This is a genomic window from Paenibacillus sp. JJ-100 (assembly GCF_948329825.1).
Lineage (GTDB): Bacteria > Bacillota > Bacilli > Paenibacillales > Paenibacillaceae > Paenibacillus.
Genome location: NZ_CAOJCM010000002.1, coordinates 208,706 through 221,257, shown reverse-complemented (window position 1 = coordinate 221,257; position 12,552 = coordinate 208,706). Strand labels below are relative to the sequence as shown.

Here is a 12,552-nt window from a genome sequence, read left to right as displayed (position 1 = left end):
TCCAATGGTATGGAACGCAATTGTAATTACATTGATATTGATTGCAGGTATGTATTATGTCTGGTACAAGTATCGGGGATTTCTTCGAGAGAAGAACGAGCGTGTACCTGAACGACAGTCATTTACGATTGAGACATTAATTGAAGAAGTCAAGAATTCATTGCATGCAATAAGCCACAGCCAGCTTGCCGACGCGGGACTGCATGAGGAAGAATATCGTCGTAGAGTGAATCAGCGTGCAGAGATGAGAAAAGCGTTAAAAGGATGTGTGTCTGGAAGCATCAGTGACAAAACGTATGTAAAAAATTTGATAGGTGACCTGTTGACACGGAGTATTGGTCTGAACAAATCCAATGTGGACGAAGTAATTATGTTCGCTGAACCCGAACGACTAACTGTTCAGGATCGATTTGAGATTGTGTTCTATTTGTACCGCCAACAATTTGGAACAGATGCACTCTCCAGAATGATTGATACCTATGATTTAGGTAAACTTAGAACGGAAGAAGGCTCGGAGGATGGCGGTAGTTATTACATCTCAGAGCAAGATATTCGGTATGTCTTTGATTGTGAATACCGAGAGCTGGGATTCAGAGAAAAGGTAGAAATTATTGTGCAGCGTGTATACCAGCACTACAAAGGGTTCTCGGTTGTCGATGAAATCAGGGATCAACGAATTGATGGTGTCAGCGGAGGTGTAAGTGGCGTTCTTGGAACGCTTCCAGATCTGCGTAACCCTATCTCAACTAGCTGGAATGATCTTGTTGACCATGCTTTTGAAGATGAGCATAAAGAAGAACCCCTAAGCGGCATGGAGAGTGTGTGGATCTTTTATAAAGGGAAGTCCATTCATTTATCTTTTTTGAGCTTCGGTAGCATACGAGAGTTGAAGCGGGTGTGCCAGAACATATATAAATATAATTATCCGGGTCAGCTGTCTGAAGCAAGCGGTTATAAAGTAAATGAAATGAAGGACGGTTCACGTGTCGTCGTTGTACGTCCTCCCTTTGCGGAATCATGGGCATTTTTTGTTCGTAAATTTGATATTCCTAATGCTTCTCTTGATCAGTTGATTACAGGTAACAACGCACAGTTACCAATCGAGTTGCTTCGATATTTAATGAAAGGAAGTCGGATTACAGCAGTGACAGGGGCACAGGGTTCTGGTAAAACGACATTGCTAATGGCTATGGTGAAGCATATCTACGCTTCGTATACCCTGCGTGTACAGGAGATGGCATTTGAATTGCAATTAAGACGGATCTATAGTCGTCGTAACATTCTGAGTTTTCGAGAGACAGAACATATATCTGGGCAACAAGGCCTCGATTTGCAGAAGAAAACAGATGGAACGGTAAACATTCTCGGTGAGGTTGCCAGTGACGAAGTGGCTGCCTGGATGATTCAGATGTCGCAAGTAGCGAGTCTTTTTACACTGTTCACACATCATGCTAAAACATTTCGTGATCTGGTATTCTCACTACGAAATTCACTCCTTAAAACGGGCATGTTTCAGCATGAGCATATCGCAGAAGAACAGGTTGTCAGTGTCATTAACTTTGATGTTCACATGAAAAAAGATGCGGAGGGCCGTAGATATATTGAGAGAATTACGGAATGTATCCCTCGCTCCCGCAATGAAGAGTATAATCAAGAGAACAGCGGGTTCACCTTTCGAAATGTTGTGGAGTATCAGCAAGGAAATTATGTAGCTACTGCCCCGATCTCTGCTACAAGCATCGCAGATATGCAGGATCAAATGACGCTGCAAGATGCCGAAAAGTTCGCACAGTTCATCGGACAACATTGGGGTGAGACATATGAACCTTAAATGGGTCTTATTGCTTGTGATAGGCATATGTGCAGTAGGATTCATCCTCACTCTACTCATTCTTCATTTGTTGCGGCGAAGAGTGAGTAGTTCCGAATATACTACCTCGAATATCATTCACATTCAGGGTAGAAAGTATAGAGATTGGGGATCATTCCTGTTACGGGCGTATCAGTTTGGTATGAAAGTGCCCTTGCTGTCAGTCTATATATTACAGGTGCAAAAAAGAATCTCATATCGTTATGCCAGAGATGAACCAGCATTGCGCAGAGTGACGATGACCGTTGTTCTTATCATTATGGGTGGTTACGGAAGTGTCAGTGTTGTATTGTTTTGGCTGCAACCCGGGCTAACGTTTATCATTCTCGCTATCCTGTGTGCGGTTGTGTTGAACAGTCTTGTGCTGGATATGTGTTTGAGTCGAATGGAGAAAAAACTGTTGGTTCAGATGCTGGATCTGTTTGCCGATGTAAGACACCGATATCATCAACATGGAATGGTTGAGGAAGCGCTGTATGAAGCATCCGAAGCGGCTTCAGGAGAAGCAGCAGAGCAGGTGAGACTAATCTATGAGGCGCTGACTTCTCCCGATCCGGATGAAGCTCTCGAGCGATATTATGAAATAGCCCCAAATCGTTTTCTTAAAGGATTTGCTGGTGTTTCTTATATGGTTATGGAGTTTGGTGACAAGGATAAAAAGCAGGGTTCCATATACCTTCAAGGATTAGGCAATCTGACTCAGGAGATTCATCTGGAAATTCTCAGACGTGACCGGCTTGATTACTTGTTGCAAGGGTTAAATGTCATTGCTCTTGCACCTGTGCTATTCACAGGTCCGATTGAACGATGGGCAAGAGTTAGCTTTCCTACGATGGATGAATTTTATCGCAGCAAACTGGGGTTTGTAACCAAAATATCGATCTACGTTATCATTATTGTCGCTTATTTGCTGTTACAGCGTCTTCAACAATACGATGAAACCCGCTATCGCTCTGGACAGAAGCAATCCAGACTGGATCGTATATTGTACAAGCAGGTGTTTTTGCGGAAGATGGCTATGCTTTTTGCCCCCAAACCCGGGACCGTTTCGTACAATCAGACCATCAGGTTAATGAGAGAGAGTAATACAGAGATAAAATATGAATGGCTGGCTATTCGAAGGTTGACGTCATTCATAAGTTGTGTGGTTCTAACTATTGGATTCATTCTGCTTCTGCATCAGGTTGAGCGAAATCACATATTACAGGATCCAATTAGGGATGATCGTATGTTTGGTGCAATGTCCGAGAATGATTTGGAAATAGCCAGACAGAAGACAACGCTTGATGAAGCCATCATGGCGTATGTTGACATGAAGCGTGGAGTTACGTACGAAGATATTGCTGATGCACTGCGATATCTCGCTCCAAGCCAGTTAGATCAGGATACACAAAACGCCACGATTCAGCGGATTACGGAGAAGATAGAGTCATATAACAACCAATATTTGCGATGGTGGCATCTTGTTTTGGCACTCGCGTTTGGTTTGGGAGGCTATTATCTGCCGCTATGGCTGATGATGTTCCAGCGTAAAATGAGAGGTTTGGATATGCGGCACGAAATCTATCAATTCCAAACCGTAATCTCCATTTTGAGGGAGATGGACCGTATGTCTGTGGAGGAGATTGTGGAATGGCTCAATCGATTCGCCGTTATTTTTAAAAGACCACTGCAAAAATGCCTGTTGCACTTCGAACATGGACCGGAACAAGCTCTTGAACAATTAAAAGAGGAAGTAGCCTTACCGGAATTCCAACGTTTAATTGATAAGCTGCATCTCGCTCTGGGTAAAATATCCATTCGAGAAGCTTTTGATGATCTGGAGAGCATGATGACTTTTTACTTCGAACAACGTAAACAGGAGTACAACAAAATCATTGATGTTAAAGCAGGCTGGGGAAGAACGATCGGCTTTACACCAATGTACGCTTTGATTTTCCTGTACTTGGTCATACCGCTGGTTGGAATGAGCTTTGTACAGATGAACATGTATTACGAGCAAATACAGAGACTGTAGTTCATGGCTTGTAAAGTGGATTCAAGAATTAATCATTCATATCATTACAGGAGGTTATTACTATGAATAATGCATCAAGTGCTTTGAAGGTGGCAGCGGGAATATTTTTGACAATTGCTTTGATTACGATTGTGGTTTTGTTGTTTATTTCGGCTCAGGAGGCAACCAAAACAGCGCAAAATAATTTCGCGGACATTCAGACAGAGCTGTCTCAGGCTGCATTTACGGTGTATGACGGCACGACAATTAGTGGGTCACAAGTGACAAATGCTTTACGTAAATATGCGGACAAGGATCAATTTGGCATTAAGGTAATTACAGGGAAAAACAAAGCTGGCCAATGGTATGGCAATCAACTCAACATTTCTCAGGATCTGAATAACGCCGATTATGGTTCAGTCATTGCGCCTGATGACAAGGTGGGTAGTATCAATCAGACCATGAGCGAAAAGGACAATCAATACGTTAATCCAAGCGGTAAGTTCAAGGCGGTTATCGTTAAAGACCGATCTAATGTTGTTAGGGGTCTGATCTTTCAACAATCCTGACTGGAGCTGGTAGAACATGTTCCGGAACACACAGCAGATGATGCTTTTCTGTACGGCGGTTGTCCTTTTTGTGACAGCCTGCCTGTACGGACAAGCGAACGTAAAGATGCTCAGGGGTGCTTTGAACGACAGGGTGAAAACAAATGCAGCTATGGAAGGCAGAATACATAATACACATCTCACAAGTGAGATAATCAGATATACCGGAGATGAAGTGCTCCATACCGTGCGACAAATGACAGGTACAGGCGTACAAGTTGAGGTGAATGGTTATGGGTATGTGATCGATCCGCTTATAGATCCATCAGCCATGATACCAGTTGAGTTAGACGGGAACTATCGACCCGACTACTATCGAAATGAATCGGGAGAATTGGTAAAGCTCTCATTTTGGAAGGAGGTACAAAGACAGTGATTAATGCTGCATCCAGATTGTTTGCCGTATTACTTGCCGTTCTCCTGCTCTATGTGTATCCAGCGGCTGAGACTGCTGAACGTCAGGATGATATCGCACGTTTGACAGCAGCACAGAATGTCACACGTTTTGTGGATGCTGTTCGTACTAAAGGATATATCTCACCTCGTATGCTGGCTGAGTTTCAAGAGCAGCTAGCTCAAACGGGTAACACATATGATATCTCCATGGAACATTTGCATAAAAAGTATGTGCCTCACTATTCAGATCCAATGGATCAGAGTAGCTTTACGGGTGCATATGAGGTTGTTCATGATGGATACTACTTGTCTCAGATTCAGGAACGTCTTTTCCCCATGTCCAGCTCGTTATCGATAGATGACCCCGGGCGCAGATACAAGCTAACTGTAGGTGATTACTTCACTGTAAGTTTAAAAAGCACCAACCGCACACCTTCGATGATGATACGCGAATGGTTACAAGGCACAGCCCAGGCTTCTGCGGTTTTTGCTTCATATGGGGGCATGGTATTGAATGAAGATTACTGAGCTTTCTATTGTATTTGTATTGATTTTTTTTCCGTTCTTTTATATCCTTACAATTCATTCCGATGATGCGCAAAAGGCTAATGAAATGGCTTATCGCTACAAAACAGCCCTTCAAACCGCTGTGATTGATGCTGGCGCGGTCATGCACCAAAATGAGAAACAATATGCAGAAGCAGGATATGATTCTGCCAAGTTTGTTAAAGCGGATAAAGAGCTAGCTTTGTCTACGTTCACCCAAACGATGGCACTAAACATGGGAATACAGGATGATCAGACAGCTATTCAACATATGTTTGACTATATTCCGGCAATCGTGATCCTTGATTACGACGGATATTATATTTTTGCCAAGGAAACTGAACTGACAGGGAAAATCGAAAACTCTTATAAACATGTGTGGAGCCCGAAAAAACCTTATACATATTCAGATTCAGATGGAAACAGTATTAATTTTACCCTAGACGGTTATGTACATGCGTTTGACGCTGGTGCAGGGAGGTGGATTGAAGGGTTTCAGCATGAATTAGCAGCCACTTCAACCATTTCTTTGTTTCAGGATTCAACAATCTTTGAGCAGGTGAGACGAAGCCGAATCGTAACCGGTGTTCAGAATGAGCTGGCAGATGTAATCAATAATCACAACGAATTTGCAAGAAAAAATGGAGTGTCTTATTTGTTTACGATGCCGCTAATCTCACAGGAAGATTGGTACAATTCGATTAATGATATTGGTATTATGGCATTTGTACAGGGGATTGCTGTAGGGGATCAGAAGGTTAACAATTATGCCATTGGCGGAGGCCGACTGGTCAAAAAAACAGCAGTTGTTGGTGGCGTTGATCCTGTAACAAATATTAAATATCATTATCCTGCCACATGTAACCCTGGATTTCGTGCTGATGAGGTGTTTACGCATCCAAGGCAGGCAGCAGCTAAAGGATATTTTGAATTTGATTGCTCTTCTTAAGGTACATACTTTCAGAATAGACAGAACCTGTGCTAAGATAGGGGTTTGTAAACTTGAAACTAAAGTAATGTAATTAGATAGGAGCAGTCTCATCTTATGAGTTTATTGTCAGTAGAGAACGTAAGTCACAATTTCGGAGACCGTACGTTATTTAAAAATGTTTCTTTTCGACTGCTTGCCGGGGAACGGGTAGGGTTGGTTGGAGCCAATGGTGCCGGGAAATCAACATTAATGAATATTTTGACGGGAAAACTACTTAAAGACAGTGGAAAGGTAGAATGGACGCCAAAAGTTCGTTACGGATACTTGGATCAACATACAAAGTTAACGCCAGGCAAGACGATTCGTGATGTCCTTAAAGATGCTTTTTTACCATTGTTGGAACTGGAAAAGCAAATGATGCAAATCACTGAACAGATGGCTGACGCTGATCCGGATAAGCTGGAGCAGCTACTTGAAGAAATGGGAGACATTCAGGAACAACTGGAACAAGGTGACTTTTATCTGATTGATGTGAAAGTGGAAGAAATGGCTAATGGTCTGGGATTGAATGCCATTGGACTTGATCGTGATGTTGCAGCGCTTAGTGGTGGACAACGCACAAAGGTACTACTTGCGAAGTTATTGTTAGAAAAACCTACTGCCCTATTATTGGATGAGCCGACCAACTATTTGGATGTAGAGCATATTGAATGGTTGACCAGATATTTGAAAGACTATCCATATGCATTTCTATTGATCTCTCATGATACAGAGTTTATGAATGAAGTTGTTAACGTCATTTATCATCTGGAGTTCGCAAAATTGACTCGATATGCAGCTAACTATGAGAAATTTCTGGAGATGGCGGATATGCAGAAAGCACAGCATATTGATGCCTATGAGAAGCAGCAGGAATATATTAAAAAACAGGAAGATTTCATTCAGCGTAACAAGGCAAGGGCTTCAACTTCGGGTCGGGCGAAAAGCCGTGAAAAGCAACTGGGCAAGATCGAGAGAATTGACCGCCCAGACGAAGCATTGAAACCAACGTTTAAGTTTAAGGATGCCCGTGCGAGCAGTAAGACTGTTTTTGAAGGGATAGATTTTGAAATCGGTTATACGTATCCGTTGCTACCCAAGATGACCATGACGATTGAACGTGGCGAAAAGATCGCGATTGTTGGATGTAACGGTGTAGGTAAATCTACGTTGCTTAAGACCATCCTTGGCAAAATCCCACCAATTAGCGGTAAAACCTTTTTGGGGGATTATCTCGAAACAGCCTACTTCGAACAGGAAGTGCGTGCTGGAAATATTACACCGATCGACGATGTATGGAATGAGTTTTCACACTTGACACAGAACGAAGTGCGGGGGCACCTTGCACGGTGCGGCCTCAAAAATGAGCATATTACTCGTCCTCTCAATATGTTGAGCGGAGGAGAACAAGCCAAAGTTCGATTGTGCAAGTTGCTCATGCGTGAGAGCAATTGGGTGTTGTTTGATGAGCCAACAAACCACCTGGATGTGACTGCAAAAGCCGAACTTCAGCGTGCATTGAAGGAATATAAGGGGACCGTTTTGCTGGTATCACACGAACCGGATTTCTATGAAGGCTGGGTCACCAAAACATGGAATGTTGAAGAATGGTCCGAAAATGTACGATGACAAAAAATACCGATTGTGATAATATAGGCTAGAACTTCATACGAACACTAGGGGGGCCGCACGTTGCGGCTGAGATGGAAGAATACGATTCCGGACCCTTCGCACCTGATCTGGATCATACCAGCGTAGGGAAGTGGCGCGTTTCAGTAAAATGAGTAAATAATGCTTTAATCATTGAAGCATATTTACTACACAGTGATGCATGTATTTCTTTACTGGATGAACAGTTATAACTATAACTGTTCAGCAGGTAAGATTATGCGGTCATTAGACTGAATCAATTTTTAAACGCAGCCACTCCCCTACGGGAGTGGCTTTTTTGGTTGTATACGTTTTTTGGTTGTATAGTCGTTACGTTGTTTTCAAGCCTGGAACTGAAGGGAGGGAAAGCAAGGTTGCATATCATAGAGATTGAAGATGAGATGCCAGAATCAACGGATCAATCCAAATATCCGTTGAAACAGCAGACTGAGAGAATAGCGGATAGGTGGAAACAAGATCGAGAAGAAAATGCACAAAAAGATGAACAACAATATGGAGAAGAAGACCTTCCTTCATTTGAGCTTCATGTTGTATCTACAAATAGAGGGGAACAAGCAGCGATGGTAACGGCGGCCAAGGAGATTTGGCCATGGGTTCACTACATTCATATTCGAGAAAAGCAGCTTTCGCTGCACGATCGAATGAATTGGGCTAAATGGATGGCAGATTCAGGCGTTCCCGCTTCTCGCATTGTAATCAACGGTGCAAATCCTTTTTCGTCCAGTGATTTTTACCAAGGAGTGCATTGGAGCCAAGATATGCTACAAAAGCAAAAGAAAACGTTAGCGAGCGAAATGAATAATGATCGGCAAATGAGATGGGGAGTTTCAATACATTCCATTGATGAAGCAAGAAACGCAGAAGAATATGGAGTAGACTATCTCTTTTTCGGTCACGTATATGCGAGTACGAGCAAGCCTGATCTAACAGCCAGGGGATTAGAAGCATTGGCGGAAGTGTGCTCTGGTGTGAAAATACCTGTTATTGCCATTGGAGGCATTCAGCCAGGCAACATCCAGGCTGTCCAGTCTGCGGGGGCCAGCGGAGCCGCTGTGATCTCAAGTGTCCTGGGGCAAAAAGACCCTGCCCACGCTGCGGTTCTATTTCAACAGGCTGTGCGAGCAGAGACATGAAAGGTGCAAACAATCAAGGAGATGAGAACTATTGAGAACTATGGAACCGATAGAACCGAACCAAACTATGAAAGCTGTCGCTCCATCAGAAGAACAAGGTAAATTTACGATATCATCACTTGAACGATCATCTGAATCATTGGAAGCTATGCATGCAGAAACAATCATTGTTGGCGGAGGAGTTATAGGGTGCGCGATTGCTTTTGAACTGGCATCCCGAGGACGGGAGGTACTTCTTGTTGAGCAATCCGAGATAGCCAGTGGAACTTCCAGTGCAGCTGCCGGCATGCTTGCAGCAGATAGTGAAGATTTTGCTCATCCGTTCATTGCACAAGCCGCTTATGAAAGCAGAGAACTATTAATGAAGCACAAAGATCAGATATCTGCATTAACGGGTATGGATTTTGGTTTGAGGCGCAGTGGATTTATCACACCGTTTCGCTCATATATGGATTTAAGTGCATACAAGAACAAACGCAGTAGTTCATCGAGTGGGGAGAAAACATGGTGGGATCGTAGTACAGTGCAACGAGAAGTGACATGGCTGAATCGGGATACGTATGGGGCTTATTACAGACCCATGGAGAGTGAGCTGCTACCAGTGTCATTGAGCAGAGCTTATGCAAGGTCAGCTCAAATGATGGGTGCGCGGATCTGTGAGGGTGTTCGGGATGTTCGTCTGATCGTGAATAAGGATGGAGTGCAGGGGGTGTCAACTGCTCAGGGAGAAATATCTTGCAAACATGTCATCATAGCAGCAGGTTTGCACGGAGAACAACTCATGGCTCAAGTGGGTGTAACATTGCCTTCAATTCCGGTAAAAGGAGAAATTGTTGCGATTCGTTTTCCCGCAGATCAAGCAACATACCGTCCTGATCGCACCGTATATGCAGAAGATGCCTATATCGTTCCGAAAGCCAATGGAGAGGTATGGATCGGAGCAACCAGTTTTCCAGGAAGAAAAGATCACAGCGTATCTGCGAATAGTGTGCAACGATTACTGGGCGCGGCCAGTTATTGGGTTCCGGGAATGAAGGATGCCGTATTTTTACGAGCTTGGGCAGGCATAAGACCATCCACCCCAGACAAACTGCCGTATGTGGGCAAATGTGAACAAATTCCTGGCTTATATGCAGCTTACGGGCATTTTCGCAATGGAATATTGTTAAGTGCGATAACAGGACGCTGGATCGCAGACATGTTGGAGGGCAAGAGTGCCGAAGAGATCGGGATTGAGGCCTTGTCGCCTGATCGTATAAATAAAAAGGGGGTTATGATGTGAACATTGTTGTAAACGGACAAAAGATGGAGATTGGGGACGAGTTAAATCGTGTTGACAAATTGCTACAATCATTCAACTTGCAAGTAAAGACAGTGGTTGTAGAGTTGAATCGCAATATTTTAACTAAAGACCATCATGAAACGACACCGTTAAGAGAAGGAGATCGACTCGAAATTGTCCACTTTGTCGGAGGCGGGTGATCTTGTTCATTAGGTTAGAGGAGTTTAATCTTTTAAATTGAATGCTGGGAGGCGCTTAATGATGTTAACGATTGGTCAATATTCGTTTGGATCGAGGTTGCTGCTTGGGACAGGGAAATTCTCGGACATGGAAGTTCAGAGCCAAGCTGTTGAGGCTTCAGGTACTGAAGTACTGACCTTTGCTGTACGGCGTCTGAATCTGGAGGAGAGTGGTAAGCAACACTTTTTGGACACACTCGATCTGAGCAAATATACGTTGCTACCTAACACTGCCGGAGCTTCGACGGCTGAAGAAGCGGTGAGAATTGCAGAGCTTGCGCGAGCTTCCGGACTTTGTGATATGATAAAAGTTGAAGTCATCGGAGACGGAGTGACGCTGCTTCCTGACCCGATTGAAACGTACAAGGCTTGCAGCATTTTGCTGGAAAAAGGATTTACCGTCTTGCCTTATATTTCAGACGACGTTATCTTAGCCAAACGACTCCAGTTGCTGGGAGTGCATGCTGTTATGCCAGGCGCCTCTCCGATTGGTGCAGGTAGAGGCATCATTAACCCATATAATCTGGAGATCATTATAGAACAAGCTGCCGTGCCTGTAATTGTAGATGCCGGTTTGCGCTCTCCGAAAGATGCGGCATATGCAATGGAACTCGGGGCTGACGGCGTACTGCTTAATACGGCTGTTTCAGGGTCAAATGATCCGGTTGCCATGGCTAAGGCGATGCGTCTCGGTGTAGAAGCAGGCAGGTTAGCATATACGGCAGGTATGATTCCTGTAAAGCGTTATGCTGCAGCAAGCAGTCCGGTGGAAGGAATGATTCATACATGATAGATCAGTTACATCATACCGAACAAGCTGATCGATACTCTCGGCAGGAACGATATGCGCCGCTCGGCAGAGAAGGTCAAGCAAAACTGAGTGACAGCAAGGTGTTAATTATTGGAGCTGGAGCACTCGGAACAGGCATTGCCGAAACGTTGGTTCGTTCCGGTGTTGGACAGATTACTATAGTAGACCGGGACTATGTAGAATGGAGCAATCTGCAACGGCAGCAACTTTACGTTGAACAGGATGCGATTGAGCGTATACCCAAAGCAATGGCGGCGGCTAAGCGTTTGTCGGCCATTAATTCAACTGTTCAGATCGAAGCCAAAGTAATGGATGTGCGAGTGGACGAACTGGAAGAACTTATCGGAAATACCGATTTAATTATGGACGCAACGGATAATTTTGATACCAGATTACTTATTAATGATATGGCTCAGAAACATCAAATCCCTTGGATTTACGGAGGATGTGTTGGCAGCTATGGCATTACATATACGTTTTTGCCTGGGGATACGCCTTGTTTGAATTGCCTTCTAGGGGAAGTGCCACTTGGTGGGGATACTTGTGATACTTCAGGGATTATACCTCAAGCGGTGCAAATGGTAACGGCAAATCAGACAGCGGAAGCGATGAAGTTGTTAAGCGGTAACTCGGCTGCTCTTAGACGTAAATTGTTGTCATTTGATGTGTGGCGGAACGAATACATTTCAATTAACGTTGATGGGGCGAAAAAGCAAGATTGTGCTTCATGTAGCCCAGTGGCAACGTATCCGTTTCTTTCTTCATCTAATCTGGAGAAAACGGATGTATTGTGTGGCAGAGATACTGTCCAGATCCGTCCTGCGCGTCGGCAACAGTTAGATTTGCAATTGACAGCGGAACGATTACAGAGGCTTGAGGAAGGGAAAGTGGAGATTAATCCTTTTTTGGTGTCATTCACAACGGGTGATCATCGACTGGTCATTTTTCAAGATGGCCGTGTTCTTGTTCATGGAACGAATGATACCGCCGAAGCACGTTCACTAGTGCATCGCTATTTCGGCTAATACGA

The 12,552-nt window shown here is 43.9% G+C and carries 12 protein-coding genes and 1 riboswitch; all 12 genes read left to right on the top strand.

Features of this window, described 5'->3' with window-relative positions:
* Positions 1–4 precede the first annotated feature (4 nt).
* The 12 genes from PQG66_RS07590 (at position 5) to PQG66_RS07535 (ending at position 12,547) form a co-directional block, all read left to right on the top strand.
* Positions 5–1,831 (top strand): ATPase, T2SS/T4P/T4SS family, encoded by a 1,827-nt coding sequence (locus PQG66_RS07590; RefSeq protein WP_272036920.1) that lies wholly within the window; start codon positions 5–7, stop codon positions 1,829–1,831.
* Positions 1,821–3,887 (top strand): hypothetical protein, encoded by a 2,067-nt coding sequence (locus PQG66_RS07585; protein ID WP_442955053.1) that lies wholly within the window; start codon positions 1,821–1,823, stop codon positions 3,885–3,887. The genes PQG66_RS07590 and PQG66_RS07585 overlap by 11 nt, the downstream gene beginning before the upstream one ends.
* A gap of 62 nt (positions 3,888–3,949) precedes the next feature.
* The gene (locus PQG66_RS07580; RefSeq protein WP_272036916.1) at positions 3,950–4,435 is read left to right on the top strand and encodes an ABC transporter permease; all 486 of its coding nucleotides are present in this window, start codon (positions 3,950–3,952) and stop codon (positions 4,433–4,435) included.
* A 16-nt stretch (positions 4,436–4,451) separates the two neighbouring features.
* Positions 4,452–4,850 (top strand): hypothetical protein, encoded by a 399-nt coding sequence (locus PQG66_RS07575; RefSeq protein ID WP_272036914.1) that lies wholly within the window; start codon positions 4,452–4,454, stop codon positions 4,848–4,850.
* The gene (locus PQG66_RS07570; RefSeq protein ID WP_272036912.1) at positions 4,847–5,398 is read left to right on the top strand and encodes a hypothetical protein; all 552 of its coding nucleotides are present in this window, start codon (positions 4,847–4,849) and stop codon (positions 5,396–5,398) included. Before PQG66_RS07575 ends, PQG66_RS07570 begins: the two co-directional genes overlap by 4 nt.
* Complete coding sequence (locus tag PQG66_RS07565) at positions 5,385–6,365, top strand: hypothetical protein (protein ID WP_272036910.1); 981 nt, start codon at positions 5,385–5,387, stop codon at positions 6,363–6,365. The genes PQG66_RS07570 and PQG66_RS07565 overlap by 14 nt, the downstream gene beginning before the upstream one ends.
* 96 nt (positions 6,366–6,461) lie before the next feature.
* Entirely contained in the window at positions 6,462–8,015 is a 1,554-nt protein-coding gene (locus tag PQG66_RS07560) for an ABC-F family ATP-binding cassette domain-containing protein (protein ID WP_272036908.1), read from the top strand.
* 39 nt (positions 8,016–8,054) lie between these two features.
* Positions 8,055–8,164: riboswitch (TPP riboswitch) on the top strand.
* Between the two features lie 246 nt (positions 8,165–8,410).
* On the top strand, positions 8,411–9,190 hold the full coding sequence (locus PQG66_RS07555; protein ID WP_272036906.1) for a thiamine phosphate synthase: 780 nt from the start codon (positions 8,411–8,413) through the stop codon (positions 9,188–9,190).
* Between the two features lie 40 nt (positions 9,191–9,230).
* The gene (thiO, locus tag PQG66_RS07550) at positions 9,231–10,472 is read left to right on the top strand and encodes a glycine oxidase ThiO (protein ID WP_272038109.1); all 1,242 of its coding nucleotides are present in this window, start codon (positions 9,231–9,233) and stop codon (positions 10,470–10,472) included.
* Entirely contained in the window at positions 10,469–10,672 is a 204-nt protein-coding gene (thiS, locus tag PQG66_RS07545) for a sulfur carrier protein ThiS (RefSeq protein WP_272036905.1), read from the top strand. The genes thiO and thiS overlap by 4 nt, the downstream gene beginning before the upstream one ends.
* 61 nt (positions 10,673–10,733) lie before the next feature.
* On the top strand, positions 10,734–11,501 hold the full coding sequence (locus PQG66_RS07540) for a thiazole synthase (protein WP_272038108.1): 768 nt from the start codon (positions 10,734–10,736) through the stop codon (positions 11,499–11,501).
* Positions 11,498–12,547, top strand: a complete 1,050-nt coding sequence (locus tag PQG66_RS07535; RefSeq protein WP_272036902.1) for a ThiF family adenylyltransferase — start codon at positions 11,498–11,500, stop codon at positions 12,545–12,547. The genes PQG66_RS07540 and PQG66_RS07535 overlap by 4 nt, the downstream gene beginning before the upstream one ends.
* Positions 12,548–12,552 lie beyond the last annotated feature (5 nt).

Coding starts and splice junctions, on each gene's coding strand:
- thiO (WP_272038109.1), top strand. CDS start 9,231: ATGGAACCGATAGAACCGAACCAAACTATGAAAGCTGTCGCTCCATCA.
- PQG66_RS07540 (WP_272038108.1), top strand. CDS start 10,734: ATGTTAACGATTGGTCAATATTCGTTTGGATCGAGGTTGCTGCTTGGG.
- PQG66_RS07585 (WP_442955053.1), top strand. CDS start 1,821: ATGAACCTTAAATGGGTCTTATTGCTTGTGATAGGCATATGTGCAGTA.
- PQG66_RS07560 (WP_272036908.1), top strand. CDS start 6,462: ATGAGTTTATTGTCAGTAGAGAACGTAAGTCACAATTTCGGAGACCGT.
- PQG66_RS07565 (WP_272036910.1), top strand. CDS start 5,385: ATGAAGATTACTGAGCTTTCTATTGTATTTGTATTGATTTTTTTTCCG.
- PQG66_RS07535 (WP_272036902.1), top strand. CDS start 11,498: ATGATAGATCAGTTACATCATACCGAACAAGCTGATCGATACTCTCGG.
- PQG66_RS07580 (WP_272036916.1), top strand. CDS start 3,950: ATGAATAATGCATCAAGTGCTTTGAAGGTGGCAGCGGGAATATTTTTG.
- PQG66_RS07575 (WP_272036914.1), top strand. CDS start 4,452: ATGTTCCGGAACACACAGCAGATGATGCTTTTCTGTACGGCGGTTGTC.
- PQG66_RS07590 (WP_272036920.1), top strand. CDS start 5: ATGGTATGGAACGCAATTGTAATTACATTGATATTGATTGCAGGTATG.